Origin of the sequence: Serratia sp. JKS296 (assembly GCF_900215445.1) — a bacterium.
GTDB lineage: Bacteria > Pseudomonadota > Gammaproteobacteria > Enterobacterales > Enterobacteriaceae > Serratia > Serratia marcescens.
Genome location: NZ_OCMX01000001.1, coordinates 2909586 through 2936357 on the forward strand (window position 1 = coordinate 2909586; position 26772 = coordinate 2936357).

The following is a 26772-nucleotide window of genomic DNA, read 5'->3' on the forward strand; positions in this document are numbered from 1 at the left end:
CATTGAAACAGTGAAGATGGCCAGAAGCCCAAAGCTTAGGCCCTATAAAATAAGCATTAAATGCGTATAGCCACAAGGTTAATCATCTGTTGCTTCACAAAACCCCGTCGCTCGGGGTATGTTTGCCGCTCAGAATCCCGGTTTACCTCGTTTTACCGTCCGGCGCCCGATCGCCAGTGACGCGGCCGGTTTATTTTTCAGCTACGCTGACAGTTCCGGCGGGCTCAAGGGCAGCGACTTGTCAAAAATGAAAATACACGCGATCACCGCCCCCCTTTCCAAAGCGCGCCACCAACGCTGCTGCGAGTGCGATCTGCTGTTCATGCTGCCGCCGCTCAGCGGCAATCAGGCCGCTTATTGTCCGCGCTGCAACGCCAAGGTGGTGCACGGCCGCGACTGGTCGATGACGCGTCTGACCGCCATGGCGATCACCATGCTGCTGCTGATGCCGTTCGCCTTCACCGAACCGCTGATCAGCATCCGCCTGCTCGGCACGCGCATCGACGCCAGTTTGCTGGAGGGCATCTGGCAGATGAGCCGCCAGGGCGATCCGCTCACCGCCAGCATGGTGGCGTTTTGCACCCTCGGCGCCCCGCTGACGCTGGCGCTGTCGTTGCTGTACCTGCGCTTCGGCCACGCGCTCGGCATGAACCTGCGCCCGGTGCTGCTGATGCTGGAACGGCTGAAAGAGTGGGTGATGCTGGACATTTATCTGATCGGCATGGCGGTGGCGGCCATCAAGGTGCAGGATTACGCCGACATCCAGGCGGGCAGCGCGCTGATCGCCTACCTGTCGCTCACCCTACTCAGCATCCTGACGCTGATCCACGCTAACCTGGAGCAGCTGTGGGAGCGTTACTATCCGCAGGAACAGCCGGAAGGCCCGCCGGCGGCGCTGCATATTTGCCTGTCCTGCCACTATACCGGCTACCCTGACGCGCGCGGCCGCTGCCCGCGCTGCCATGTGCCGATGTGCCACCGCCAGCCCTACAGCCTGCAGAAAACCTGGGCGGCGCTGATCGCGGCGATGATCCTGCTGATACCGGCCAACCTGCTGCCGATTTCCATCATTTACGCCAACGGCGTGCGGCTGGAAGACACCATCTTCTCCGGCGTGGTCTCACTGGCCACCTCCGGCAACGTGCCGATCGCCGCCATCGTGTTCATCGCCAGCGTGCTGGTGCCCTTCACCAAGGTGATCGTGCTGATCACGCTGTTGCTGAGCATCCACTTCAAAACCTCGCACAGTCTGAAGACGCGCATTCGTCTGCTGCGCCTGGTCACCTGGATCGGCCGCTGGTCGATGCTCGATCTGTTCGTTATCGCCTTGATGATGTCGCTGGTAAATCGCGATCAACTGTTATCTTTTACTATGGGACCGGCCGCGTTTTACTTTGGCTCGGCGGTCATTTTGACTATTCTTGCCGTTGAATGGCTCGATAGCCGATTGATTTGGGATGCACATGCAACAGGAAACGCCGACTACACCGACTGAAGCGCGGGTCAAGAACAAACGCCGCATTTCACCGTTCTGGTTACTGCCGTTCATCGCCCTGCTGATCGCCGGGTGGCTGGTCTATAACAATGTCCAGGAGCGCGGCACCACCGTCACCATCGATTTCCAATCGGCGGCGGGCATCGTTGCCGGCCGCACGCCGGTGCGCTACCAGGGCGTTGAGGTCGGCACGGTGCAAAAAATCAGTCTGAGCAAAGATCTGCGCAGCATCGTGGTGGAGGCCAGCATCAAAAGCGATCTGGAAGACTCGCTGCGCGAAGGCACCCAGTTCTGGCTGGTGACGCCCAAGGCCTCGCTGGCCGGGGTGTCCGGCCTCGATGCGCTGGTCGGCGGCAACTATATCGGCATGATGCCCGGCAGCGGCAAGGAGCAAACCCACTTCACCGCGCTCGATACCCAGCCGAAGTACCGCCTGAACACCGGTGAACTGATGATTCACCTGCACGCCGACGATCTCGGCTCGCTCAACAGCGGCTCGCTGGTCTACTACCGTAAAATTCCGGTCGGCAAGGTGTATGACTACACCATCAGCGAAGGCAACAAGGGCGTGACCATCGACGTGCTGATCGACCGCCGCTTCGCCAACCTGGTGAAGCGCAACAGCCGCTTCTGGAACGTTTCCGGCTTCAAGGGCGATTTCAGCCTGTCCGGCGCCACGGTGCAGATGGAGAGCCTGGCGGCGCTGGTCAACGGCGCCATTGCCTTCGATTCTCCGGCCGATGGCCAGCAGGCCAAGGGCGATCAGAGCTATACCCTGTATCCTGATCTGGCCCACAGCCAGCGCGGCGTCAATATCCTGCTGGATCTGCCGAGCGGCAACAGCCTGAGCGAAAACCGCACGCCGCTGATGTACCAGGGGCTGCAGGTCGGCACCCTGACCAAGCTGACGTTGCAACAGGACAGCAAAGTGGTCGGTGAACTGACCATCGATCCTTCGGTGGTCGATCTGATGCGCAGCGGCACCCGCATCGTGATGCGCAGCCCGCGCATCAGCCTCAACGACGCCAAGCTTAGCCAGTTGCTGACCGGCACCACGCTGGAGCTGGTGCCGGGCGAAGGCGAGCCGCAGCAGCGCTTCAACGTGCTGGACAGCAGCGAAACGCTGTTGCAACAGCCTGGCGTGCTGACCGTTACGCTGAATGCGCCGCAAAGCTACGGCATCGACGTCGGGCAGCCGCTGGTGGTGCACGGCGTGAAAGTCGGCCAAATTCTGAGCCGCACGCTGACCGCCGGCGGCGTGGTATTCACCGCCGCCATCGACGCGCAGTACCGCGGCCTGCTGCACAAAGACAGTAAATTCGTGGTCAACAGCCGTCTCGACGTCAAGCTGGGCATTGACGGCATGGAAGTGCTTGGCGCCAGCGCCCAGGAATGGGTAGACGGCGGCGTGCGCATTATTCCCGGCAGCAAGGGGGAACCGGGCGGCCAATACCCGCTGTACGCCAACAGCGAAAAAGCCGAGGAAGGCATCGTCGGCAACGCCCCCGCCACCACCCTGACCCTCAGCGCCACCAGCCTGCCGGACGTGCAGGCCGGCTCGGTAGTGCTGTACCGCAAATTCCAGGTGGGCGAGATCGTCAACGTTCGGCCGAAGGCCAACGAGTTTGAGGTGGACGTCTACATCAGCCCGGAATACCGCAAGCTGCTGACGCGCGAAAGCATCTTCTGGGCCGAAGGCGGCGCCAAGGTGCAGCTCAACGGCAGCGGGCTGACGGTGCAGGCTTCGCCGCTCAACCGCGCGCTGAAAGGCGCCATCAGCTTCGATAATCTACAGGGCGTGACGCTGAACAAGGGCGCCAACCGCGTGCTGTACGCCAGCGAAACCGCCGCCCGCGCGGTGGGCAGCCAAATCACGCTGAAAACCTACGACGCCAGCAAGCTGTCGGCGGGCATGCCGCTGCGCTACCTCGGCATCGACGTCGGACAGGTAGAGTCGCTGCAGCTGGCGCCGGAGCGCAACGAAGTGTTGGCCAAAGCGGTGCTGTATCCGGAATACGTGCAGACCTTCGCGCGCCTGGGCAGCCGCTTCTCGATCGTGTCGCCGGAGATCTCCGCCGCCGGCGTCAGCAATCTCGATACCCTGCTTCAACCTTATATCAACGTGGAGCCAGGGCGCGGCCGCGAGCTGCGCACCTTCGAGCTGCAGCAGGCCAGCATCACCGACTCGCGCTATCTCGATGGCCTGAGCGTCGTGCTCGACGCGGCCGAAACCGGCTCGCTGCAGATCGGCACGCCGGTGCTGTTCCGCGGCGTGGAGGTCGGCACCATCACCGGTTTCTACCTTGGCGCCATGTCCGACCGGGTGCACGTTGCGCTGCGCATCAGCAAGAAGTATCAACATCTGGTGCGCAACAACAGCGTGTTCTGGCTGGCGTCGGGTTACAACCTGCAGTTCGGCCTGACCGGCGGCGTGATCAAGAGCGGCACCTTCCAGCAGTTCATTCGCGGCGGTATCGCCTTCGCCACCCCGCCGACCATTCCGCTGGCGCCGAAAGCGACGCCGAACAAGCACTTCCTGCTGAATCCGGAAGAGCCGAAGGACTGGAAAACCTGGGGCACCGCCATTCCGCGCGATTAACTTTCGCGTTTTCCTCAGGGCCCGGCAATGCCGGGCCCTGTTTTTTTCCGCTTTGTGATAAACTCTCGCCCTTGTCTTTATTGCACCCTGAGAGTTCGCCCGTGGCCAAATCCACCGCCGTTTTTCTGCCCCCCGCTTTCCTTGACGCCACCCGCGCCATCATGCCCGCCGAGCTGGCGATGGACGATTTTATCGCCGCCTGTCAACGCCCGCTGCGCCGTAGCCTGCGCGTCAACACGCTGAAAATCAGCGTCGCCGACTTCCTGGCGCTGGTGCAGGATTACGACTGGCGACTGGAGCCCATTCCCTGGTGCGCGGAAGGGTTCTGGATCGAGCGCGACGATGAAAAACTGCGTCTGGGCAGCGCCGCCGAACACCTGAGCGGTCTGTTCTACATTCAGGAGGCCAGTTCGATGTTGCCGGTCAGCGCGCTGTTCGCCGGCGACGCGGCGCCGACTCGGGTGCTGGACGTGGCGGCGGCGCCGGGCTCCAAAACCACCCAGATCGCCGCGTTGATGGGCAACCAGGGCGGCATCGTCGCCAACGAATACTCCGCCAGCCGGGTGAAAGTGCTGCACGCCAATATCAGCCGCTGCGGCGTGAAGAACACCGCGCTGACCCACTTCGACGGCCGGGTGTTCGGCGCCGCGCTGCCGGAAAGCTTCGACGCCATTCTGCTCGACGCCCCCTGCTCCGGTGAAGGCGTGGTGCGTAAAGATCCGGACGCCATGAGCAACTGGTCGCCGGACAGCGTCGCCGAGATCGCCGCCACCCAGCGCGAGCTGATCGACAGCGCGTTTCATGCGCTGGCGCCGGGCGGCGTGATGGTTTATTCCACCTGCACGCTCAATGCGCAGGAAAATCAGCAGGTGGTGCGCTGGCTGCTGGACACCTATGGTGACGCGGTCAGCGTCGAGCCGCTGGGTGAGCTGTTCCCCGGCGCCGGCAAGGCATTGACCGCCGAAGGCTTCCTGCACGTCTTCCCGCAGATTTACGACAGCGAAGGCTTTTTCGTCGCCCGTCTGCGCAAACAGCATGCCGTAGCGCCGTTGGCGAAGCCGACCTATAAAGTCGGTAAGTTTCCGTTCAGCCCGCTGTCCGGCAAAGAGGCGGCGCTGGTCGCCCAAGCCGCCGCCGCATCCGGCTTAACCTGGGGCGATGACAGCCGGCTGTGGGAGCGCGATAAGGAAATCTGGCTGTTCCCGGCCGAGCTGGAGCCGCTGTTCGGCAAGGTGCGCTTCTCGCGTATCGGTCTCAAGCTGGCGGAACGCTTCCCGAAAGGTTTCCGTTGGCAGCACGAAGCGGCGATCGCCCTCGCAGGCGCCGGCGGCAAACAGCATTTCGAGCTGGACGCCGCGCTGGCCCAGGCGTGGTATCACGGCCGCGATCTCTACCCTGAGCAGCCACCGGCGGGCGACGAGTGCATCGTCACCTATCAGGGGCAACCGCTGGGCATCGCCAAACGCATTGGCAGCCGCATCAAAAACAATTTGCCGCGTGAACTGGTGCGGGATGGCGCGCTCGATTTCCACCTGTAAATAATACCGCGCCGGGGAATGAAACTCCCCGGCGATAAAATAACACTAATAATATTCCCATCGCCGTTCGTTATTATTCTAATCATTTCACTTTATCGGTATACCTCGCCTACAAGCCCCGCCATACGGGGAATGAGAATAAAAAGTTTCTCGTTTTCATCAAGACAATTCCCGATTCTTATTCTATTAATTAAAGTGCAGCTAAATGAATACGTTCAACCCACCTCTGGGTGGCGTCTTTGCGGGCTTTCTCTCATACGGCAAGGAATATAAGATGAAAAAAACTCTGATGGCATTGACCTCGGTAGCAACCCTGCTGTGCGCCAACGGCGCGGCTAACGCAGCAGGCACCATTCAAGGCACGTTAGGCGTGACGCTGACCATCGGCGCCGGTTGCGTCGTGGGGGGCGGCAGCAGCAGCGGTTCCGTCAACGACTTCGGCTCCATCAGCTTCGGTACTTACTCTTCACTGGCCAACATTATCGACGCCAGCGCCACCGGCGCAGGGGGGGCCGGTACGCTGTCATTGACCTGCACTACCGGCACAGACTACACGGTGGCGCTGGACAACGGACTCCACGTCACTTCAGGCACCCAACGCCGCATGGCCAGCACGGCAGGCGCATTCATCAGCTATAACCTGTACCAGGATGCCGCACGCACCACCGCCTGGGGCAGCGGTGCCAACGCGCGGACCGGTACCGGCACCGGCGCCGCCGTTCCGCTGATCGTGTATGGCCGCGTACCGGCGGCCGGCTCTACCCCGGCGGCGGACACCTATAACGACACCGTCACGATGACGGTCACCTGGTAACGGTGCGGCGCGCGCTCTGCTGCTGCGGATTATGGGCGTGCAGCCTGTTGGCGCAGGCCGACAGTAAAACCGCGACCCTCGGCGTCAGCGCGACCTTGCTCAGCGCCTGTGAGGCCGGCAGCAGTTCAGGCGGCAACGTCAGCTTCGGCACGCTGAATTTCGGCACGCTGTATTTTCTCAGCACCGCAACCAGCGTCGCCGGGCAGCAAAACGCCGGCGCCATTCGGGTGAAATGCACCAACGGCACCAGCTACAGCGTTCTGCTTGGCGGCGGGCAAAGCGGCAATACCGCTACCCGCTACCTGCAAAGCGCGGCGGGCCAACGGGTGAATTACAACCTGTATACCAACGCCGCCCACAGCACCATTTGGGATAATCTGACGGGCGTGTCACAAACCGCCAACGGTGCGGACAACTGGTTGCCGGTCTATGGCATGATTCCGGCGCAGTCCACGCCCCCGACAGGCAGCTACACCGATACGGTACAGGTCACGATCAATTGGTAATGACGATGCGCGCTTCCATTTGCGGTTTGCTGTTCTGTCTGCCGCTTTCCCCGGCCCAAAGCGATACCGGCGTCAACGATTTGACCAAAAGCCAGCCGTTCACCGTCAATGCAACCGTGGTAAAAGGCTGCGTATTGGGCAGCGGCGTCAGTGACGTGACCACCTTCGGCACCCTGAACTTCGGCCAACTGTCCTCGCTGAGCAACGCAGTCAGCGTCGTCTCCAGCAGCGGCGCCGGTTCGGTGCTGTTTCGCTGCAACCCGGGGCTGAGCGTCACGCTAGCCCTCGGCGTCGGCAATCACGTGACCGGATCCATCGCCGGCGGCAGAAAATTACAAAACGCCGTCACGTCTGAAACGCTGCTGTATCAACTTTATCAAGACAGCAACTACGCCACCCTTTGGGGAGATGGCGCCAACGGCGGCGCGGCGCAGACCGTCGCCGCCACCGGCAGCACGCAAGAAATCAAGGTTTACGCCCGTCTGTTTTCGACCAGTACCCTGCCCACCAGTGGCGTTTACAGCGATACGGTCTTGTTGACGGTCACTTATTAAGTTTTTTGCAATAAGGATTGAGTTATGCGCATACCCTTCCGTCTGCCGTTAACGGCAGCCTTGCTCCTGGCAAGCCAACAGCACGCCCTGGCCGCGGCTTCCATTCTCATCTGGCCGATCGATCCGGTGATTGAAGATCAACAACAGGCCACCGCGCTGTGGCTGGAAAATCGCGACAGCAAACCGGTCTATATGCAAATTCGCGTGTTGGGTTGGCAGCAAACCGCCGGCAAAGACGATTACAGCAACCAAAGCGACGTGATCGCCAGCCCGCCGGTGGCGTCGATCGCGCCAGGCAAACGCCAGCTGATACGCCTGATCAAACAGTCGGCGCCGGCGGCGGGACAGGAGCGGGCCTACCGCATTTTGGTCGATGAAGTGCCGGTGAAAGAACCATCGTCGAGCGCCGCTCCCGGCGGTGCGGAGATGGGGCTGAAATTCCAGATGCGCTACTCGGTGCCGCTGTTCGTCAGCGGCAAGGGCATCTGGACCAAACAGGACAGCGAAAAACCGCGCGATTACGCGACCGCCAGCCAACCCCTGCTCAGCTATCGTCTACAGCAGCAAAGCAGCGAACGCTGGCTGGAGGTGCGAAATCAAGGCGCAGTGCATGCCCGTATATCGAAAGTGACGCTGCAAGGCCGCAGCCTGAATCCCGGCCTGATGGGATACGTGCTGCCCGGTTCACAGATGCGCTTCGCCTTGCCGCCCGCCGGCGGTTTCAGCAGCGGCAAGCTGATGGCCACGGTCAATGACAACAAACAGCCCGTAGCCATTCCGTCTTATTGAGGCCCAGGTGCAGCCGACAGGGAGGCTATCGACGCGGCGCTTCAGCCTTAAGCCGCTGGCGTGTGCCATGCTGAGCATGGCGGCCGGCGGCTGGCTGCCGTTTGCGCTCGGCGACGATCTGCCGCCGCCGCCCAGCGCCATCAGCATGCCGGACACCACGCTGTATCTGGAGCCGGTCGTCAACGGGCGCCAAACCGGCAACGTCGTGCCGGTCAACTACCGCGGCGGCCATTACTACATGACGCCCCAACAACTGCTCGACGCCGGGCTGCCGGTAGCGGATAAACAGGCGAAAGAAATCGCCGTCGATCGGCTGGAGAAGGTGGATGTCAGCTACAGCGGCGAGAGCCAGCAGTTGCTGATCAACGTGCCCAACGACTGGTTGCCGCAGCAAACCATCGACGCCCGTTCACCGTTGCAGCGCTTGCCGGCGCAAAGCAGCCTCGGTTTGCTGTTCAACTACGACATCTACGCCAGCCAAAGCAACGGCAATGGCCGGCCGGGCTACCTGTCGGCGTGGAGCGAACAGCGGCTGTTCGACGGGTTCGGCGTCGTCGCCAACACCGGCATCTACCGCAGCGGGTTTAACGGCGGGCCAAACGACGATGGCGGCCGCTATATTCGGTATGACAGCTACTGGCGTTTCAACGATGACCAGCGGATGTTGAGTGTGATCGCCGGTGACCTAACCACCGGCTCGCTCCCCTGGAGCAGCGCCGTGCGCATCGGCGGCTTGCAATTGGCGCGCAATTTCGCGGTGCGCCCGGATCTTATCACCTACCCGCTGCCGCAGTTTTCCGGCCAGGCGGCATTGCCCAGCAGCGTCGATTTATACATCAACAGCTATAAAAACAGCACCACCAACATCAATCCCGGGCCGTTTACCCTCAACAGCGTGCCCTACATTAACGGCGCGGGTCAGGCCACCGTCGTCACCACCGACGCCCTCGGCCGCCAGGTCAGCACCACGGTACCGTTCTACGTGGCCAGCAACCTGCTGCAGACCGGCATGAGCGATTTCAGCATTTCCACCGGTTTGCTGCGGCGCAACTACGGGTTGAATTCTGCCGATTACGGGCAATGGGTAGGCAGCGCCAGCTTACGTTACGGCGTCACTGACTGGTTAACCCTGGAAGGGCGCGCCGAAGGCGCAGCCGAGTTGGCGGTCGGCGGCGGCGGCGCCGACATTCGCATCGGACAATGGGGGGTTTTCAACGCGTCCTACAGCGTCAGCCAGGCCGGCGACGAAGCGTTTAACGGCGGCAGGCCGATACAATCCCCCACGTATTATGACCCGCTGACCGGCAGGCCGTTGCAACAGCCGGATCCCCAGCCCGTCTATCGCTACACCGGCAACCACGGCGATCAGAGCAGTTTTGGCTACACCTACAGCAACTCACGCTTCAGCCTCAACGCGCAACGCATCCTGCGCAGCGCCGATTTTGGCGACATTTCCGTGTATAAAAGCGACTACCGTCTGAGCCGCCGCACCGATCAGTTGACCGGCAGCGTCAGCCTGGGCCGGCTCGGCAGCCTCGGCGCCGGTTATTTTGACGTTCGCGACGCCATCGCTCAACGAACCCGCCTGGTGAACCTGTCCTACAGTGTGTCGCTTTGGCGCAACAGCAGCCTGTACGCCTCGCTGAACCGGGAAATCGGCAGCAGCGGTTACAGCGCCCAACTGCAGCTCTCGATTCCGTTCGACAGTTGGGGCACGGCCAGCTTCAGCGCCGCGCGCGACAACAACAACCGCTGGAGCGAACGCGTCAGCTACAGCCGCGCCGCACCGACCGATGGCGGTTTCGGTTGGAATCTGGCCTACGCCAATAACCCGAGCGGCGGCGATTACCGCCAGGCGGATCTGACCTGGCGAACCCGCAGGCTCGAAGCCCGCGCGGGCGTATACGGCACCCGCGATGAAACCAACCACTGGGGAGAAATCAGCGGTTCGCTGGTGGCGATGAACGGCGGCGTATACGCCACCAACACCATCAACGATGCCTTTGCGCTGGTGTCCACGCAAGGATACGCCGACATTCCGGTGAGCTATGAGAACCAGCCGATCGGCAAGACCGATGCCCAGGGCTATTTACTGGTGCCGACCGTCACCTCTTACTACCATGCGAAATTCCAGATTGATCCGCTCAGCCTGCCCGCCGACGTCGCGCTGCCGACGGTGGAAAAAACCGTCGCCATTCGCGATCACAGCGGTTTTCTGGTCGAGTTCCCCATCCAACCCATCTCCGCCGCCGACGTCGAACTGGTTGACGAGCAAGGCAAACCGCTGGCCAACGGCAGCCAGGTGGCGGTGGTTGGCGGCCGTCAGCAGAGCTATGTCGGTTGGGATGGCATGACCTATATCGACCCGGTGCAACAACACAATCGCCTGAGCGTGATCCCGGCCGACGGCGGCCCGCCATGCCAGGCGGAATTCAGTCTGGCGAAGCCTCAGGGCATCCAGCGCGTCGGCCCGGTTGTCTGCCGCTAATTCAACGACGGAGAGTCACTATGTTTCGGGGATTGAAAGCCTTATTGTTGACCCTTTCACTGCTGCTCTGTCAGCGCGCATTCGCCGACTGCGCCACCACCAACGGCACCGTCACCTTACCGGGGAGCAGCTCTTTCGTGGTCTACAATGGGCAGATCAACGCCCAGGGCACCGCCGGCCTCAACTGCACCGGCCTCGGCCTCAATTTGCTCACGCAAAACACCGTCACGGTCAAGATCGCCTCCACCACCAACAATATGGCGGTTGCCAACACCGACGGCTCCGGCGATAAAATCGCTTACCTGATCTACCCCGACGCCAACTACCAATATCCTTACAGCATCGGCCAAACCATCGACTACAGCTCGCTGAACCTGCTGTCGCTGATCCTGATTTCCTCCAACGTCAACTTTCCGCTGTATATCAAAACCACCGCCGGCGCCAACGTGCGCGCAGGAACCTATACCGACAGCATCAACCTGATCTGGAATTACCATATTTGCGGTCTGGGCGTGCTCGGCCTGTGCGTTTGGTGGGATGGCGTCGACAAACCCAGCACGGTCAGCGTCAGCGTCACCATCACCAAAGATTGCCTGATCGGCACCGCACCCAACGTCAACTTCGGCAGCATGGCGTTGGTCGGACAGTTCAATCCCGTCAATCAGAGCATTACCCTGACCTGCACCAAAACCGAGGGATACAACACCTATTTCACCAACGGCAATAACCCGGTCACCGGTTGGCGGCGCATGAAAAGCGGCACCAGCAATTTCATGCAGTATCAGATTTACCTGCCAAATACGACGACCGTTTGGGATAGCACCAACAAACAGAGCGGCGCCGGCACCGGCCTGGCGCAAAGCATCCCGTATAAGGCGGCGGTCAATGCGGCGCAGACGGAAGTGGCGGTCGGCAGCTATCAGGACAACCTCAGTTTTGTGGTGGAGTACTAGGCGTTGTGTTTTGCCGGCGTGGAAATTGTTTCCAAAATGTAATTTTTATGTGGCATTTTTTGCTCATTTGGCTATGCTCTTACCGATGACCGCACTGGTCTAACCTCCTACCACACCATTGAGCAAGGAGTTCCCATGAGCAAAACCGTCGTAAAAATTGGCAGCTTCGAGGTCGATGACGCGCATCTTCACGCCGGCGCCGACCGCGCCGGCACCCTGAGCATTCCCTGCAAGTCCGATCCGGATCTGTGCATGCAGCTGGACGGCTGGGATGAACACACCAGCATCCCGGCGATCCTCGACGGCAAACAGTCGCTGCTGTACAAGCAACACTACGATCGGCAGGCGGACGCCTGGGTGATGCGGCTGGCATGAAAATGCCTCAGAACTGCTGACGACGCGCTGTTTTCATCGGAAACAGCGCGTTTTTTATGCGATGGCGATGCCGCGGCCGGCAAAGAAAGGGGCGAAGCGGTTGAGTGACAGCTGTACGTGCTCACGCGTCGCCGGGCTGTCGCCCGAAGGATTATGGAAGGTCACGCTTTGCGCATCGGCGGCGGTGATCAGCACCAGATGCCCGCCCCTGTGCGGCGGTGCGCTCTCCGGCCGGCGAATGGCGGGATGCACCGAGGCGATAAAGTAACGGTATTCGCTAAGCAGCGCCGGCACGTCGGCAGCCGCCAGCCCCACCTTCACCTCCGCTTGCAGCGCGAACTGCTCTCGCACGTACTCGACGAACGGCGCGTAAATCAGGCCCTTGATCCGCTCACCCTCGCGCACATAGGCGCCATAGGGCAGGCTGCGCCGCGCTAGCTCCAGCAGCGGCGGCGCTGCGCCGTCGCGATGGCCCAGCACCATTTTCAGGCAGGCCATGCCGCACACGTGGTTGGCCCACTCGATGTACTCGACCCGATCGCGGGCGCCGCTGCGCGCCCAATTTTCGTCTTGCGCCAGCGTCGCGCGGCCGGCTATCAGATCGGCGGCCAACGCCGGGCTCGCCCACTGGCACTCGTAGGGAACGGCGCGCATAAGATTAGAATTTGTCGACGACTTTGAAATTCATCAGCACCAGCGTCATGTCCGGCGAGAACAGATCGTACTCTTCGAAGAAGCGCTGCAGCTCTTTGCGCCAATGCGCCAGCGAGCGATCGCCCTCGCCTTCGGCAAAGGCGTGCGCTTCATCGACCTGATCGTAAGTTTTCATTTCCACCGCGGTCAGCTCGACCGCGCAGACCGGCTCCCCCTTGCCATCCACCACCAGGAACAGATCGCCGGCCTGCGGGATCCCTTCGCCGTCCAGGTTGGAACAGGTGGCCGTTTTGGTGCCATTGAGGATCAATTGCACCACTTCATCGGCCTGCTGCTCGGTATCGCCGAATGCCCAACGCTCAAGGTGTTCGTATTTCTGTGGAATTGCCGTCGCCATGATTATACCTTTTGGAAAAATGCCTCAATGCAGACAGGATAGTACAACGTATTGCCGGCCGTCTGCACCCGTCGCAGGCGCGACTGCGCATTCCACCACCGCCGTCTTTACGCGTTTTTACCGTTCTTCGCTGTGCCTGTCGCGCTGCGGGGCGCATACTGTGAACATTATTCACCCAATGGCGTCCGCCAGGCGGTAACATGCGGCAAAATGACATCGATGCTGACGATACGTTCAGCGACTTACTCAACGGCGTCGCGTTAGTGACGCTTTTCCTCATCCTCTTCGCCGGCGGGTGGTATTTCAGCTAAAAAGGAAGGCGACGTGGCGACAAAACGCATGGGCAACAAGCTCAGTAAAATGGTCGTGGTGCTGCTGCTGATCTGCCTGGCGCTGCTGCTGTTGCGTTGGGCGGCGATCGCCTTCGGTTAATCCCGCGAAACGACGCCGGCAACGCCGGCGCCCTGTTCACCGCCGCCGTGGCGCAGTCGGCTCCAGCAACTCCCGCAAATAGGCCAAACGCGCCTCCTCCTGAAGCAACCAGCGGCGACACAGCCAATGCTGCGTTTCACCCGTGCGGCTCAGGCGGTAGTACTCCGCCAAGGTTTCGACCCAGTTCATGATGTTTTCTCCTGCTTTTCGACAACGCAAGTATTGAGCGTAAAAACCAGAAGAAATACTGATGGCTTGTTTTTTATGCTTCCTGTTTTAGGCGGCGGGTAGCGAAGCCGCAGCTCAGCTGCTACATTGGGCAAAAATCAATCCACCGAGGTGTAGGCCATGACGTTCTCGGAACAGGAGATTAAACCCGTATGGGATGAGGTCGCACGCCTGATCGGCGATGGCGTGATGCAACTGCGTCATCGCGGCGAAGCGCTGTCGGTGGAAACGCTGGAAAAACATCTGACGCGGCAGTTGGCCGAGAGCAACGACATCGAACGGCGTATCCTGCTCGGCGCCGCCATCAACATGCTGAAAGGCGGAAAATGAATCGCCAACCGAAGAAGGTTGGCGATCCGACAGAAGCCCGAGGTATGCAAGCCCGGCCTTCTGCGCGCTACTATGTCACGCTAATATGACGTAATTAATAGGAATTGTCGGGTTTTTGCCCAAAATGCCCTATTTTTGTTGCCTGCATCAGGCCAGCACGAAATCCCCCGCATCCAGCGGCTGTCCCACCACTTTCACCAGGAAATCACTGCCGTCAAAGCCGCCGCCCAGGTTGATCGCCACGTCACTGACGTGATTTTGCGCATCGTAGCTCAGCGTCGCCTCGCCTGCCTTGCCGCTGAACTGATCGACGAAGCGGATGCCGTCGGCGCTGCCGGTGTTGAACAGCGTCAGATCGATCTTGTCCTCGCCGCGCACGAAGTCGCGGATCCAATCCGGCGCCGCCGCCGTCGACTCATCCGCCGCAAAGTAGACGAAGGTGTCCTTGCCGGCGCCGCCCCACAGCTGATCCGCCCCTTTGCCGCCGTACAGCACGTCATCGCCCGCGCCGCCCTTGAGCACGTTATCGGCGGCGTTCCCTACCAGCACATCGTTACCCGACCCGCCGATGGCGTTTTCAATCGTTACGCCTGCGGCGATAGACACGTTGCCTTTCAGGCCGCCGACGTCCGAGAACGCCTTTTCATTCAGATTGATGCGCTGATTCTGGCCGAAGCCGGAGAAGTCGAAGGTGTCGTTGCCGCCGGCGTCCCAGGCGGTGAAGATTATCTTGTCCTGCGCGCCGGTGGCGGTGAGGAAGTCGCGATCGGTGTTGGAATTGAAACCGTAAACCGTGTCGCCGGTGCGGGTGTTCATGTTGGCGCCGTAGAAATGCTGGATCGCCGTGATGTCGTTGAGCAACGGCCCGGAAGAGTACGCGCCTTTAAAGTCCTGCCCGGTGTTGCTTTCGCTGAAATAGCTCATCAGGCTGTGCGCGCGGCTGTCCTCAAAGTAGGTCGCGTCTTTAGCGTAGGTGATGCTGACGCCCGGCGCGGCGTTATAGTCGCCCGGATGCTGCAACCCCAACGCATGGCCGATTTCATGGGTGAAGGTCTGGCGACCGTACTCGTTCTCATGGATCTGGTTGTTGACGAAGGTAGGGTTCTTGGCGTTATACCAGGTTTGCCCGGCGACCGAAGGCGAGGAGTCCGGGTTATACGCGAAGGCATAAGAGCCGCGCGAGCTGTAGTCGAACAGGCCGAATTTGATGTTGGCGGCGGCGGTGTTGCTGGTTTCGGTGAAGGTGATGTTAGCCACGTCTGACCATGACTGCAGCGACAGTTTAGCCTGCTCGCGCTGTTCGGCGTTAAAGCTGCTGAAGCCGCTGATGCTCATGCTCGACATGTTGCCCGGCGCCTTTTCCCAGAAGCTGTAGGTCAGGGAGACCGGCGTGTCGGTCACGCCCTTGTCGTGCCAACTGCGATCGCCGCGCACCAGCTCCAGGCCGGCGTTTTCGAACGTTTTCGACGGATGAAGCACGGTAATGGTGTCGTCTTCATCGGGTTTATAAGCGCCCAGCAGGGCTAATACGCCTTCGGCCTTAACGGAAGCATTGCTTGATGACATAACCTTATCTCCATATTCGTCAATTCAATCGGGGGGATGCCCCAACTGGCGGATTGCCTGAACGGCAGCGGCCCGGTGTTGAATCAATACGGGGATATCGGTAATGCGCTGGCGCCTTCCCTCGGCACTCTGAATGAGAACGATAATCCCTTAAGAGAAAAGAATAGACACATTTTCACCGATTACAGAATTTTCTTAGATAAAGTACGGCTATGCATTTGCGCCACACGAATGATTTTCAAGGCAATAATCAGCACTATCACGATAAGCGAATAAAAACGCATAAAAAAACCGGGGCAATCCAACCCCGGTTATCCATAAGATACTCTGGACTCAGACTAACCAACCAAGCAGCAGCGTCGCGCCGATGACCGTGGAAGCGCCGCCGATGCGCGTGGCGATTTGGGCGAACGGCATCAGCCCCATGCGGTTCGACGCCGACAGGATCGCCACGTCACCGGTGCCGCCCAGGCCACTGTGACAACAGGTGACAATCGCCGCCTCCACCGGAAACATCTTCAGGTAAGGCGCAATCAGGAAACTGACCAGTCCCATCGACAGCACCACCGAGCCACAGACCACCACATAACCGACCGAGAACACCGCCACCACGCTTTCCAGCGGCACGTACAGCATGCCCAGACCGATCATCAGCGGCCACACCAGCGCGGTGGAGACGAACTTGTAGAAACTGTGCGCGCCGGTCTCCATCGAAGCCGGGATCACCCGGCAGTACTTGCACAGCACCGCGAACAGGATCATCAGCACCGGCCCGGGAATATGCACGATGTGTTCGAACAGGCCGCCGACGATAAAGAAGGCGCAGATCACCAGCAGCCCGCCGCCCATCAGTTGGAAATCGACGTTGCCGCTTTGCTCCTTGATGGCGAACATCGCGTTCTCCTGCGCCGAACGGATCAGCATGCCGTCGCCGCTCAGCGCCTTGCGCTGCATACCGATGCGCGCCAGCACCCCGGCGGTCACGATGGCGAAGATGTTACCCAGCACCGCCGCCGGCGCCAGCTGCGCGACATAGACATCCGGCGTCGAGCCCAGGATCGCCGAATAGGCCAGCGACAGCGGTAAAATCCCCTCGCCGATGCCGCCGCCGATGATCGGCACGATGATGAAGAAGAAGGTGTGATAGAAGGTAAAGCCGAACAGCTTGCCCACCAGCAGCCCGGTGATCACCGCCGTGATCGTGCCCACCACCAGCGGCACGAACATGCGAATCATCCCCTGGATCAGGATCACCCGGTTCATGCCGAGAATGCTGCCGACCACCAGACTGGCGATGACGAAATAAAGCAGGTTCGCGTCTTTCATCAGCAAATGGACGGTGCCCATGACGTTGGGCTGGAAGACATCGAAATAGACCAGCACCGACGGCACCATCAAACACAGAATGGCCGGCCCGCCGATATCGCGCAGCACGGGAATGCTTTTTCCCAACTGCGCCAGCGCAAAGCCCAGCGTCATTATCACCGCCAGGCCGCCGATCATATTCTTCGGCAGGAAGTTGGCGTAGGCGGAAATCGCTACGATCGCGCAAATCGTGATAAACAAGGCGATCGGTACCGCGCCGATATCTATTTGACGAAGTTGATTAATTAATCCTGAGGATTCGGACGATGCCGTATTTTTATCACAGGCCAGTTCTGCATTTATCTGTTTCATTATTCACCCTGCTGACAAGCGTACAGTACGGTTAGATTCACCTGGCGCAAAAAATTTGCCATAGCCAAGCAAAAACAAATGATTACGAAAAATCCTATTGTGGATTTCGCTTTTTCTAATAAGAAATAAAACAGTAGACAGCCCTGACGATATGATAAAAAATAAAAATGCAAAACTAAATTACGCCGGCGGAATTCAATATTGTGACCCTCCGCCAAGGTTAGTTTTAATTAATTATCGTCAGCATTTTGTAATTAAAGTAAGCAGGCTTAAATTCGCTGCTATGCTATAGGAGGGCGAAAAAACCCCCTGTTTTATTAATAAAGAACCGGAAATGCATTAGCTGAATCCGGTCAGCTTGATCCGAATCTCAATCCTGCGCGCGGCACCGCACGGGAAAGAGGCATAATATGACTCATAAGGAAGTAGAATATGTCTTCACGCGCTGTTACCCCACAAACCCTCGCTCGCTACGGCATCCATCAGGCCGCCGACATCGTCTATAACCCCAGCTATGAATTGCTGTTCGCCGAAGAGACTCGCGCCGATCTGCCGCCGCTGGAGCGCGGCACACTCACCCAACTGGGCGCGGTCAACGTCGCGACCGGTGAATTTACCGGCCGTTCGCCGAAGGACAAATACATCGTGCGCGACGACACCACGCGCGATACCGTCTGGTGGTCGGACAACGGCACCGGCAAGAACGACAACCAGCCGCTCTCGCCGGAAGTCTGGCAGCATCTGAAGACGCTGGTGGGCAATCAGCTCTCCGGCAAGCGTCTGTTCGTGGTGGACGCGTTCTGCGGCGCCAACGCCGACACGCGTCTGAAAGTGCGCTTCATCACCGAGGTGGCCTGGCAGGCGCACTTCGTGAAAAACATGTTCATCCGCCCGAGCGACGCCGAGCTGGCGGACTTTGAACCGGACTTCGTGGTGATGAACGGCGCTAAATGCACCAACCCGGACTGGCAGCAGCAAGGGCTGCACTCGGAGAACTTCGTCGCCTTCAATCTGACCGAGCGCATGCAGTTGATCGGCGGCACCTGGTACGGCGGCGAAATGAAGAAAGGCCTGTTCTCGATCATGAACTATCTGCTGCCGCTGAAGGGCATCGCGTCGATGCACTGCTCGGCTAACGTCGGCGAGCAAGGCGACGTGGCGGTATTCTTCGGCCTGTCCGGCACCGGCAAAACCACCCTCTCTACCGACCCGAAACGCCAGCTGATCGGCGATGACGAGCACGGTTGGGACGACGACGGCGTGTTCAACTTCGAAGGCGGCTGCTACGCCAAAACCATCAAGCTGTCGCCGCAGGCGGAGCCGGAAATCTATCAGGCGATCCGTCGCGATGCGCTGCTGGAAAACGTCACCGTGCTGGCCGACGGCAGCATCGACTTCGACGACGCCAGCAAAACCGAGAACACCCGCGTCTCTTACCCGATTTATCACATCGAGAACATCGTCAAGCCGGTGTCCAAAGCCGGCCACGCGCGCAAGATCATCTTCCTGACCGCCGACGCCTTCGGCGTGCTGCCGCCGGTGTCGCGCCTGACGCCGGAGCAGACCCAATACCACTTCCTGTCCGGCTTCACCGCCAAGCTGGCCGGCACCGAGCGCGGCATCACCGCGCCGACGCCGACCTTCTCCGCCTGCTTCGGCGCCGCGTTCCTGACGCTGCACCCGACGCAGTACGCCGAAGTGCTGGTGAAACGCATGGAGGCCGCCGGCGCCCAGGCTTACCTGGTCAACACCGGCTGGAACGGCAGCGGCAAGCGTATCTCGATCAAAGATACTCGCGGCATCATCGACGCCATTCTGAATGGCGACATTGAGCAGGCCGAGACCTTCACGCTGCCGATCTTCGGGCTGGCAGTGCCGACCGCGCTGCCGGGCGTCGATCCGTCTATCCTCGATCCGCGCAAAACCTATGCCGACGAATCGCTGTGGCAGGAGAAAGCGCAGGATCTGGCGCAGCGCTTTATCGATAACTTCGCCAAATATACCGTCACTCCGGCGGGCGAAAAACTGGTGAACGCCGGGCCGAAGCTGTAACGCAGACGTTTTGCATTCTGCTGTTTAAGGGCCGAACTCTCGGCCCTTTCTTGTTTTCATCCTTCCGCCAGCAAACCCGGCATCACCAGCGCCACCGCCGCCGCGATGCGCTCGTCGATCGCGCTGCCCGGCGGCAACAGTCCCAGCGTCATCTGCCGTAGCGGCTCGGCGATGGTCATCGCCAACATCAGGTCGCTGGTTTGCGCCCAGTCGCGCTCACGCAGCCATCCGCACTGCTGCTGGCGCTGCAGCCAGTCCGCCACCGTCGTCCGGCCACGCTGAATGCCGTTGCGCTGATAGCTGCCCAGCAGCGCCTCGCGCCCCGGAAACTCGCTTTGCAACAGCCGAAACATCCCCACCGCCTCGGCGCTCAATACCTGCTGCGCGATGGCCTGCAGCCCTTTTTCCAACAGCGGCGCCACCGCCGCCCGTTGCGCGGCATCCTGGGCGAAGGCCGACTGAAACGCCTCGGTCCAGCCGCTCACCGCCTGCGCGACCAGTTCGTCGCGATTAGCGGCAAAACGATACAGGGTTTTTTTCGCCACCCCGGCGCGTTTCGCCACCGCGTCCACCGTTGCTGCGGCATAGCCGCCGTCGAGCAGCAACGCCAGCGTCGCCTGCGCCAGCGCGGCGCGCAGCGCCGTTTCCGGCGTGGCCGGCCGACCGCGAGCGCGCGGCGGTTCTTCATTCGGGTTCGCCATCTTTATTCCTCACAAGCATTGACAGACTCAGCATAGCAGCATAGCTTTATTTTGGAAACGACATTAGTTTCCAAAATAAAACAGGAACCCATTATGACACACCCTTCCCTGCTGGCGCCGTGGGGCGTCAACGATATCAACGAGTTGCTCAGGCCCGAACCGCTGCGGCTGGAGATGGGGCTGAGTCGCAGCGCCGACGGCCTGCTCACCGTCGCGATTCGTACCGATCTGCACGGCTGCAAAGGGCGCATGCTGGACTGGTGGTTCACCTTCTTCGAGAACACGCAGCACATCAACTGGTGGCACCCTCACGATCACGTCGAACATCGCGGCTGGGATCGCCACTGGAAAAAAGGGGAAAGCTACATCGGCGCCAGCATCGAAGCGGTCGAATGGCTGGCGGAGCTGCCGCCGGTCGCGGCGCGCCTCAAGTTCCACGCCGCCGATGACTTCTTCGCGCCGCAGCCGCTGCGCCAGGCGCGTGACGCGCAGGCACTCTCCGCCGCGGTTTGCGCGCGTATCGGCTTCGGCGATCAGGTGGCGTTGGATGACAACGGCGATCCCTGCGACGGCGAGATGCTGCATTTGGTGCGCGATACGCCTTACGGGTGCGTGCTGCGCAGCCGCTTCCTGCTGGGTAAAGCCTGCGCCAACGCCCACGACGAACTGTCGGATGACATCGGGTTTAACCTGATGCGCCACTGCTACAACGAGTTCAGCTATCTGGCGCAGTTCCTGCCGTCGCTGTACTACGCCGAAAACGGCCGCGAGCCGGCGCCGTTGCTCTGGTAAGCCGCCGGCGGGGCCTGTTATTTTCTCACGATGCCGCTATAGTGATTTTCATCGCCATTCCCGCGTTTCTGACGGAGAACTCATGGAAAATCCAGGCTATAGCGGCGGCTGCCTGTGCGGGCATATTCGCTTTCAGGCGCACGGCCTGCCCGGTAACCCACACAGCTGTTCCTGCGAATTTTGCCGGCGCCACTCGGGCGCGCCGACGCTCTGCTGGGTCGAATTTCCGCGTCAGGCCGTCAAGTGGAATGGTCCGGGCGGCCTGCCGGCCTTGTACCGCTCCTCGCCTTATTCCAGCCGCGCCTTTTGTCCGCGCTGCGGCAGCACGCTGGGGGCGCTCGACGACGAGCCGACGGTGGCGCTGGTCACCGGCAGCTTCGATCGCGCCGATCTGCCGGAGCTCCGCCCGACCTCGCACGCTTTCGCCGATGTATGCCCCTCATGGTGGCGCATCGACGGCATGCGCTGAGCGCTTCACAGTTCCCGCTGAAATCAATTGATTGTTTTGTCGTATAAATTTAGAACTGACGAACAATAATTCAAAATATGGGAACGGGGATGAATCAACAGACTCTCGACGCGCGCCGCTCGCGTCAGGCGTTGCTGGCCGGCTCGGTCGGCAACTTTATCGAATGGTATGAGTTCGGCGTATACGGGTTCCTGGCCACCGTTATCGCCGCCAATTTTTTCACGCTGCAGGGTGAAAATGAAATCACCAGCCTGATCCTCACCTACGCCGCTTTCGCGCTGGCGTTTTTCTGTCGGCCGATCGGCGCGGTGATCTTCGGCCGCATCGGCGATCGCATCGGCCGTCGCCCGACGCTGATTGCGGTCCTGCTGTTGATGACGCTGGCCACCGCGCTGATCGGCGTCATGCCGACCTATGCCTCGATCGGCGTCGCCGCCCCGCTGCTGCTGACGCTGCTGCGCATGTTTCAGGGGCTGTTCGCCGGCGGCGAATTCGGCGGCGCCGTGTCGCTGATGACCGAGTTCGCCCCGAAGGGCAAGCGCGGGCTGTTCGGCGCCTGGCAGTCGCTGACCGTCGCGCTCGGCCTGTTGGCCGGCGCCGGATTGGTGGCGCTGTTGGCCGCGCTGCTCAGCGCGCAGCAGCTGCATGACTGGGGCTGGCGCATTCCGTTCCTGCTGGCGCTGCCGATGGGCGCCGTGGCGCTGTGGCTGCGGCTCAAGCTCGAAGAGACACCCACGTTTACCCAGGCGCAACAGGCCGCGGAACACAGCGCCCCACCGCCGGAAGCGAGCTTGGGCGGCGTAGCGAAAACCATACTGATCGGCATCGGCCGCATGATGGGCTGGTCGGCCGCCGGCTATACCTTTCTGGTGGTGATGCCTTCCTATTTGCAAACCTCGCTGCACGCCACCTTCCAGCAGGCGCTGGTGGCGACGGTGCTGGCCAACGTCGGCTTCGCCCTGACCATTCTGCCGGCGGGCATCATCAGCGACAAACTGGGACGTAAAACGGTGATGCTGACGGCGGTGGCGGCGGTGATCCTGTTCACCTTTCCCTTACTGCACCTGCTGCAGGATGCGCAGAGTTCACTGTGGGCCAAAGGGCTGGCGGTGATGGTCGCCGGCGCCGTGGTCGGCCTGCTGGCCGGTCCCGGCCCGGCGATGCTGGCTGAGATGTTCCCGACCCGGGTGCGCTATACCGGTTTGGGGCTGGCTTACTCGCTATCCAATGCGGTGTTTTCCGGCTCGGCCGGGCTGACTATTACCGGCCTCATCAAACAGACCGGCAATATCGACATTCCCGCCTACTACGTGGTCGCCACCTCGGTGGTGAGCCTGTTTGCGCTGATGACGCTGCGCCGCGACGATCATCTGCGCTCGCTGAACGAACGTTAATCCTGCGGGGGCACATCGCCCCCTTGCCAACTCGTGACCTCGATCACAAGGCAAAAATGTTAACGTTAACTTTTGTGATTAACATCTCATGCGTGATATCTGGCCGCTTCATCCCTTCGCGAGTTAACGTTAACAATAGAGCTAACTTCACTCACCGGGGCCCTACCCATGAACCGCGAAACGAAAAAATATTACGTGCTGCTCAGCGGCCTGCTGTTCTTCTTTTTCTTCACCTGGTCTTCCAGCTTTTCGTTGATCTCGCTGTGGCTGAATCAAAAGATCGGGCTGAAAGGCGCCGAGACCGGCCTGATCTTCTCCGCTATCTCGCTGGTGGCGCTGTGCGCACAGCCGCTGTACGGGTTTATTCAGGATAAACTTGGGCTGCGCAAACACCTGCTGCAGTTTCTCGGCGTGATGCTGCTGCTGACCGGCCCGTTCTTTATCTACGTTTACGCCCCGCTGCTGGCGAGCAGCCTGCCGCTCGGCGCTTTGGTCGGCGGGGTGTTCATCGGCGCGACCTTCTTCGCCGGTATCGGCGCGCTGGAATCTTATACCGAGCGAGTCAGCCGCATCAGCGGTTTCGAATTCGGCCGCGCCCGCATGTGGGGCTCGCTTGGCTGGGCCAGCGCCACCTTTGTGGCCGGTTTTATCTTCAATATCAATCCGAACATCAATTTCTGGCTGGCCTCCGCCGCCGCCGTGGTGTTCCTGGTGCTGCTCAGCCAGGTACGCGAGCTGAAGCCGAATGCCATGGCCGGCCTGGCGTTCGGCAAACCGGAAAACCTGCGGCTGCAGGACGCGCTGGCGCTGCTGCGCATGCCCGGCTTCTGGGCGCTGGTGGTGTTTGTGCTGGGGATCAGCGTATACAACGTTTTCGATCAGCAATTTTCGGTCTACTTCGCTTCACAGTTCGCTTCTCGCGCACAGGGCAACGAGATGTACGGTTTTCTCAACTCGCTGCAGGTCTTCCTCGAGGCAGGCGGCATGTTCCTGGCCCCGCTACTGGTGAACCGCATCGGCGCCAAACAGGGGCTGTTGCTGGCCGGTGGCGTAATGGCGCTGCGCATGTTCGGCTCCGGCTTGGTCAGCGGCGCCTTGATGATCTCCGCCATGAAACTGCTGCACGCCGTAGAGTTGCCAATCCTGCTGATCGCTATTTTCAAATACATCGCGAGCCGCTTTGACAGCCGACTCTCCTCCACGCTGTACCTGGTAGGTTTCCAGTTCATCACCCAGGTGATGGCCAGCTTCCTGTCACCGCTGGCGGGCTACGGTTATGACCGCATCGGCTTTGCCGACACCTATCTGCTGATGGGCTGCGCGGTCGCCGCCACCACGCTTGTCTCCTGTTTCCTGCTGCGCGGCGAACGCTCCGCCACGGCAACGCCCTTTCCATCCGCCATTAAATCAAGTGAGTCTGTCCAATGAATACTGCCTTAGCTCAAGCCGACCATGCGGTCGAAGCCCTGCGCGCAGAACGCCGAGACGATTATTATCCGCAGTTCCATCTCGCGCCGCCCGCCGGCTGGATCAACGATCCCAACGGACTGATCTGTATTGACGGCGTCTATCATGCCTTCTTCCAGCATCACCCCTATAGCGAGCACTGGGGCCCCATGCACTGGGGGCACGCGACCAGCCGCGACCTGATACGCTGGCAGCATCAGCCCATCGCCCTGGCGCCCGATGCGCCCTATGACCAAGACGGTTGCTTTTCCGGCTGCGCCGTGGATGACAACGGCGTGCTGACGCTGATTTACACCGGCCACGTGTGGCTGGGCGAACCCGGTGACGACAGTCAGGTGCGGGAAGTGCAATGTCTGGCCACCAGCGAAGACGGCATACGCTTCGTCAAGCACGGGCCGGTGCTGGCCCCGCCGGACGGCATTCAGCATTTTCGCGATCCGAAAGTCTGGCGCGAGAACGGCGAATGGTGGCTGGTGGTCGGCGCCAAAGAAAACGGCCTGGGCCAGGTGCGCCTGTACCGTTCTGCCGACCTGCGCGCCTGGCGCTTCGATCGGGTGCTGGCCGGCGCGCAAACGGCGCATCAAGGGTATATGTGGGAATGCCCGGATTTCTTCCCGCTGGGGGAACAACACCTGCTGCTGTTCTCGCCGCAAGGACTGGCGGCGCAGGGCTACCGCTACCGCAATCGCTTTCAGAGCGGCTATCTGCTTGGCCACTGGCGGCCTAATAGCGACTTTACGGTGACCCAGCCCTTCTGTGAGCTGGATGCCGGCCACGATTTCTATGCGCCGCAGACCTTCACCGCCGCCGACGGCCGTCGGCTGCTGTTTGCCTGGATGGATATGTGGGAATCACCGATGCCCAGCAAAGCGCACCGCTGGGCCGGCGCCCTCACCCTGCCGCGCGAGCTGACGCTGGCCGCCGACGGCAGCGTCCGCATGAACCCGGCGCGTGAACTGGCGGCGCTGCGCCGAGAATCACACACGTTGTCGGCGCAGACGCTGACCAATCGGCAACTGCCGCTGGCGAACGATATGCAGGAGCTCATCCTGACGTTGAGACCGACCGACAGCGACGCCGAGCGTTACGGGCTGGCCATTGGGAGTGCGGCGCGGCTGTACGTCGACAATCAGTCACACCGACTGGTGCTGGAGCGTTTTAATGAACATCCGGCGCTGTGCGCCTGCCGCAGTGTGCCGCTGCCGGAAGGTGACACCGTGTCGCTGCGGATCTTTATTGACCGCTCCTCGCTGGAAATCTTCGTTAATCAGGGAGAGGCCTGCCTGACCAGCCGCTTCTATCCGACGGCGGGCGATCGCCGTCTCAGCCTGTTCGCCGAAGGCGGCCGGGCGCAGTTCGAGTCAATCGAGGGATGGCAGTTGGCGAGCATCTGGGGGTAATGGGAATGAGCACCGGGCGCGCAGCGACGCACCCGGTGCGGTTACAGCGAACCACGCGCCAACAGCGGGCAAGGCACTTTCACCGTATCACGCTGTTCCCGCTGCTCGATCACATGCAGCGCCGCAAGGCGACCCAGCGCATAGTGCGGCAATTGCACCGTCGTCAACGCCGGCAGGAACAGCTCGCCGATGCCAACCATGTTGTCGTAGCCCAGCACCGCCACCTGTTGCGGTATCCGCCATCCTTGCGCCAGCAATACCTGATACACCAGAAACGCTATCCGATCGTTCCCGCATACCACGACATCGCAATCGCGCCGGCCGGCAGAGAAATGCCGCGCCAGCACCGCGACGCAGTCGCGATAGCCTTGATCGCCGCCGCTCAGATCGAGATGATACTGCCGCAGTTGTTCAACATCGCGCCCCGCTTCGCGCCAGGCGCGCTCCAGACCGCGACGGCGCAGCCCCGCCGCCAGCGTATCCGCCGGTAAATGTATGCACAGCGGCGAACGATAGCCTTTGGCGATCAGCGTGCGCGTGGCGTCATACTGCCCTTGCTCATCATCAGGAATGTAGCTGGCGATCGCGTGCGCCGGGCTGACGCAGTTGGCCAGCACCAGCCTTTTGTCCAACAGTTTGGCCGGCACATCCACCTGACGCAGCCCCATGGTGGTGAAGATCACGCCGTCCGGTCGATGCGCCAACAGCAGATCGACGGTCTGTTCAGCGTTGTCGTCGGCAAACAGGTTGACGACGAAGCTGTTCCAGCCGCGCTCACGCGCGGTTTTTTCAATCGACAGGATCATGTCCACCGAGAACGGCGTCGTGGCGGTGTCCAGCGCCAGCACGCCGAGCGTCTGTACGCGATTTCCGTCACCGCGAATACGCCGCGCCGACAGATCCGGCACGTAGTCCAACTGGTCGATCGCCTGTTTGACGCGGTGATAGGTTTCCGGCCGCAGCTTGCCGGGTTCATTGATGGCGCGGGACACCGTCATCAACGAGACTCCGGCAAGTTTTGCGACGTCTTTCAGCGAAGCCATGCGCCCTTCTTTATGATTAATGGGGAAAAGTGAATAATCCCATAACCGGGCGCAGGACT

At 60.8% G+C, this 26772-nt stretch carries 25 protein-coding genes; 18 read left to right on the plus strand and 7 right to left on the minus strand.

What is annotated here, in order from left to right; translation table 11 throughout:
• Positions 1-247 precede the first annotated feature (247 nt).
• From yebS to CRO23_RS13900, 10 genes are all read left to right on the plus strand, one after another.
• On the plus strand, positions 248-1495 hold the full coding sequence (gene yebS, locus CRO23_RS13855; RefSeq protein ID WP_028128162.1) for a membrane integrity lipid transport subunit YebS: 1248 nt from the start codon (positions 248-250) through the stop codon (positions 1493-1495).
• On the plus strand, positions 1464-4094 hold the full coding sequence (locus tag CRO23_RS13860) for a PqiB family protein (RefSeq protein WP_028128161.1): 2631 nt from the start codon (positions 1464-1466) through the stop codon (positions 4092-4094). Before yebS ends, CRO23_RS13860 begins: the two co-directional genes overlap by 32 nt.
• 101 nt (positions 4095-4195) lie before the next feature.
• A complete protein-coding gene (rsmF, locus tag CRO23_RS13865) occupies positions 4196-5632 on the plus strand; it encodes a 16S rRNA (cytosine(1407)-C(5))-methyltransferase RsmF (protein ID WP_097102274.1) in 1437 nt (478 codons plus the stop codon).
• A gap of 274 nt (positions 5633-5906) precedes the next feature.
• Complete coding sequence (locus CRO23_RS13870; RefSeq protein WP_016928005.1) at positions 5907-6446, plus strand: Csu type fimbrial protein; 540 nt, start codon at positions 5907-5909, stop codon at positions 6444-6446.
• Between the two features lie 2 nt (positions 6447-6448).
• Positions 6449-6952 carry a Csu type fimbrial protein gene (locus CRO23_RS13875; RefSeq protein WP_097102275.1) on the plus strand — a complete coding sequence of 168 codons (504 nt, stop codon included), beginning with the start codon at positions 6449-6451 and terminating at the stop codon, positions 6950-6952.
• Positions 6953-6957: 5 nt separating this feature from the next.
• Positions 6958-7506, plus strand: a complete 549-nt coding sequence (locus CRO23_RS13880) for a Csu type fimbrial protein (RefSeq protein WP_086013591.1) — start codon at positions 6958-6960, stop codon at positions 7504-7506.
• Between the two features lie 24 nt (positions 7507-7530).
• A complete protein-coding gene (locus CRO23_RS13885; RefSeq protein WP_033640548.1) occupies positions 7531-8295 on the plus strand; it encodes a fimbrial biogenesis chaperone in 765 nt (254 codons plus the stop codon).
• Positions 8296-8362: 67 nt separating this feature from the next.
• Positions 8363-10783, plus strand: coding sequence for a fimbria/pilus outer membrane usher protein (locus tag CRO23_RS13890; RefSeq protein WP_176519327.1), 2421 nt, complete (start codon positions 8363-8365; stop codon positions 10781-10783).
• Between the two features lie 20 nt (positions 10784-10803).
• Positions 10804-11736, plus strand: coding sequence for a Csu type fimbrial protein (locus tag CRO23_RS13895; RefSeq protein ID WP_079449321.1), 933 nt, complete (start codon positions 10804-10806; stop codon positions 11734-11736).
• Between the two features lie 135 nt (positions 11737-11871).
• Positions 11872-12111 (plus strand): DUF1480 family protein, encoded by a 240-nt coding sequence (locus CRO23_RS13900; protein ID WP_004931517.1) that lies wholly within the window; start codon positions 11872-11874, stop codon positions 12109-12111.
• 54 nt (positions 12112-12165) lie between these two features.
• Here the strand turns inward: CRO23_RS13900 and CRO23_RS13905 are convergent, their stop codons facing one another.
• Together CRO23_RS13905 and CRO23_RS13910 are read right to left on the minus strand one after the other, a co-directional pair.
• A complete protein-coding gene (locus tag CRO23_RS13905) occupies positions 12166-12765 on the minus strand; it encodes a papain-like cysteine protease family protein (protein WP_097102277.1) in 600 nt (199 codons plus the stop codon).
• A gap of 4 nt (positions 12766-12769) precedes the next feature.
• Positions 12770-13162, minus strand: coding sequence for an ASCH domain-containing protein (locus CRO23_RS13910; protein WP_004931522.1), 393 nt, complete (start codon positions 13160-13162; stop codon positions 12770-12772).
• A gap of 339 nt (positions 13163-13501) precedes the next feature.
• Here CRO23_RS13910 and yniD point away from each other — a divergent pair, with 339 nt between their 5' ends.
• Positions 13502-13594, plus strand: coding sequence for a small membrane protein YniD (gene yniD, locus CRO23_RS25315; RefSeq protein ID WP_016928013.1), 93 nt, complete (start codon positions 13502-13504; stop codon positions 13592-13594).
• 36 nt (positions 13595-13630) lie between these two features.
• Here the strand turns inward: yniD and CRO23_RS25095 are convergent, their stop codons facing one another.
• Positions 13631-13783: a hypothetical protein gene (locus tag CRO23_RS25095; RefSeq protein WP_162835083.1), complete on the minus strand. Its 153-nt coding sequence runs from the start codon at positions 13781-13783 to the stop codon at positions 13631-13633.
• A 159-nt stretch (positions 13784-13942) separates the two neighbouring features.
• On the opposite strand from CRO23_RS25095, the gene CRO23_RS13915 reads away from it, so the two are divergent.
• Entirely contained in the window at positions 13943-14152 is a 210-nt protein-coding gene (locus tag CRO23_RS13915) for a hypothetical protein (protein ID WP_016928015.1), read from the plus strand.
• A gap of 147 nt (positions 14153-14299) precedes the next feature.
• Here CRO23_RS13915 and CRO23_RS13920 read toward each other — a convergent pair whose 3' ends face one another.
• Positions 14300-15718 (minus strand): serralysin family metalloprotease, encoded by a 1419-nt coding sequence (locus CRO23_RS13920; protein WP_016928016.1) that lies wholly within the window; start codon positions 15716-15718, stop codon positions 14300-14302.
• 333 nt (positions 15719-16051) lie between these two features.
• The gene (locus CRO23_RS13930) at positions 16052-17395 is read right to left on the minus strand and encodes a 2-hydroxycarboxylate transporter family protein (protein WP_048795674.1); all 1344 of its coding nucleotides are present in this window, start codon (positions 17393-17395) and stop codon (positions 16052-16054) included.
• Between the two features lie 432 nt (positions 17396-17827).
• On the opposite strand from CRO23_RS13930, the gene pckA reads away from it, so the two are divergent.
• Positions 17828-19447, plus strand: coding sequence for a phosphoenolpyruvate carboxykinase (ATP) (gene pckA, locus CRO23_RS13935; protein WP_016928019.1), 1620 nt, complete (start codon positions 17828-17830; stop codon positions 19445-19447).
• Positions 19448-19503: 56 nt separating this feature from the next.
• Here the strand turns inward: pckA and CRO23_RS13940 are convergent, their stop codons facing one another.
• On the minus strand, positions 19504-20148 hold the full coding sequence (locus CRO23_RS13940; RefSeq protein ID WP_079449324.1) for a TetR/AcrR family transcriptional regulator: 645 nt from the start codon (positions 20146-20148) through the stop codon (positions 19504-19506).
• Positions 20149-20241: 93 nt separating this feature from the next.
• Between CRO23_RS13940 and CRO23_RS13945 the strand changes: the two genes are divergently transcribed.
• The 5 genes from CRO23_RS13945 to CRO23_RS13965 all read left to right on the plus strand — a co-directional run bounded on the left by CRO23_RS13945 (position 20242) and on the right by CRO23_RS13965 (position 25670).
• Entirely contained in the window at positions 20242-20940 is a 699-nt protein-coding gene (locus CRO23_RS13945) for a DAPG hydrolase family protein (RefSeq protein ID WP_016928021.1), read from the plus strand.
• Between the two features lie 82 nt (positions 20941-21022).
• Positions 21023-21409 (plus strand): GFA family protein, encoded by a 387-nt coding sequence (locus tag CRO23_RS13950; protein WP_016928022.1) that lies wholly within the window; start codon positions 21023-21025, stop codon positions 21407-21409.
• Positions 21410-21498: 89 nt separating this feature from the next.
• The gene (locus tag CRO23_RS13955) at positions 21499-22803 is read left to right on the plus strand and encodes an MFS transporter (protein WP_097102279.1); all 1305 of its coding nucleotides are present in this window, start codon (positions 21499-21501) and stop codon (positions 22801-22803) included.
• 168 nt (positions 22804-22971) lie between these two features.
• Positions 22972-24231, plus strand: coding sequence for an MFS transporter (locus tag CRO23_RS13960; protein WP_033640564.1), 1260 nt, complete (start codon positions 22972-22974; stop codon positions 24229-24231).
• Positions 24228-25670, plus strand: a complete 1443-nt coding sequence (locus CRO23_RS13965) for a glycoside hydrolase family 32 protein (protein WP_097102281.1) — start codon at positions 24228-24230, stop codon at positions 25668-25670. The genes CRO23_RS13960 and CRO23_RS13965 overlap by 4 nt, the downstream gene beginning before the upstream one ends.
• 41 nt (positions 25671-25711) lie before the next feature.
• On the opposite strand, the gene CRO23_RS13970 is transcribed toward CRO23_RS13965, so the two are convergent.
• Positions 25712-26713, minus strand: coding sequence for a LacI family DNA-binding transcriptional regulator (locus tag CRO23_RS13970; RefSeq protein ID WP_028127390.1), 1002 nt, complete (start codon positions 26711-26713; stop codon positions 25712-25714).
• Between the last annotated feature and the right edge of the window lie 59 nt (positions 26714-26772).

Coding starts and splice junctions, on each gene's coding strand:
- CRO23_RS13910 (WP_004931522.1), bottom strand. CDS start 13,162: ATGGCGACGGCAATTCCACAGAAATACGAACACCTTGAGCGTTGGGCA.
- CRO23_RS13915 (WP_016928015.1), top strand. CDS start 13,943: ATGACGTTCTCGGAACAGGAGATTAAACCCGTATGGGATGAGGTCGCA.
- CRO23_RS13955 (WP_097102279.1), top strand. CDS start 21,499: ATGAATCAACAGACTCTCGACGCGCGCCGCTCGCGTCAGGCGTTGCTG.
- CRO23_RS13885 (WP_033640548.1), top strand. CDS start 7,531: ATGCGCATACCCTTCCGTCTGCCGTTAACGGCAGCCTTGCTCCTGGCA.
- CRO23_RS13890 (WP_176519327.1), top strand. CDS start 8,363: ATGCTGAGCATGGCGGCCGGCGGCTGGCTGCCGTTTGCGCTCGGCGAC.
- CRO23_RS13940 (WP_079449324.1), bottom strand. CDS start 20,148: ATGGCGAACCCGAATGAAGAACCGCCGCGCGCTCGCGGTCGGCCGGCC.
- CRO23_RS13895 (WP_079449321.1), top strand. CDS start 10,804: ATGTTTCGGGGATTGAAAGCCTTATTGTTGACCCTTTCACTGCTGCTC.
- pckA (WP_016928019.1), top strand. CDS start 17,828: ATGTCTTCACGCGCTGTTACCCCACAAACCCTCGCTCGCTACGGCATC.
- CRO23_RS13970 (WP_028127390.1), bottom strand. CDS start 26,713: ATGGCTTCGCTGAAAGACGTCGCAAAACTTGCCGGAGTCTCGTTGATG.
- CRO23_RS13965 (WP_097102281.1), top strand. CDS start 24,228: ATGAATACTGCCTTAGCTCAAGCCGACCATGCGGTCGAAGCCCTGCGC.
- CRO23_RS13930 (WP_048795674.1), bottom strand. CDS start 17,395: ATGAAACAGATAAATGCAGAACTGGCCTGTGATAAAAATACGGCATCG.
- yebS (WP_028128162.1), top strand. CDS start 248: ATGAAAATACACGCGATCACCGCCCCCCTTTCCAAAGCGCGCCACCAA.
- CRO23_RS13880 (WP_086013591.1), top strand. CDS start 6,958: ATGCGCGCTTCCATTTGCGGTTTGCTGTTCTGTCTGCCGCTTTCCCCG.
- CRO23_RS13860 (WP_028128161.1), top strand. CDS start 1,464: ATGCAACAGGAAACGCCGACTACACCGACTGAAGCGCGGGTCAAGAAC.
- CRO23_RS13920 (WP_016928016.1), bottom strand. CDS start 15,718: ATGTCATCAAGCAATGCTTCCGTTAAGGCCGAAGGCGTATTAGCCCTG.
- CRO23_RS13905 (WP_097102277.1), bottom strand. CDS start 12,765: ATGCGCGCCGTTCCCTACGAGTGCCAGTGGGCGAGCCCGGCGTTGGCC.
- CRO23_RS13950 (WP_016928022.1), top strand. CDS start 21,023: ATGGAAAATCCAGGCTATAGCGGCGGCTGCCTGTGCGGGCATATTCGC.
- CRO23_RS13900 (WP_004931517.1), top strand. CDS start 11,872: ATGAGCAAAACCGTCGTAAAAATTGGCAGCTTCGAGGTCGATGACGCG.
- CRO23_RS13945 (WP_016928021.1), top strand. CDS start 20,242: ATGACACACCCTTCCCTGCTGGCGCCGTGGGGCGTCAACGATATCAAC.
- CRO23_RS13870 (WP_016928005.1), top strand. CDS start 5,907: ATGAAAAAAACTCTGATGGCATTGACCTCGGTAGCAACCCTGCTGTGC.
- CRO23_RS25095 (WP_162835083.1), bottom strand. CDS start 13,783: ATGAACTGGGTCGAAACCTTGGCGGAGTACTACCGCCTGAGCCGCACG.
- yniD (WP_016928013.1), top strand. CDS start 13,502: ATGGGCAACAAGCTCAGTAAAATGGTCGTGGTGCTGCTGCTGATCTGC.
- CRO23_RS13960 (WP_033640564.1), top strand. CDS start 22,972: ATGAACCGCGAAACGAAAAAATATTACGTGCTGCTCAGCGGCCTGCTG.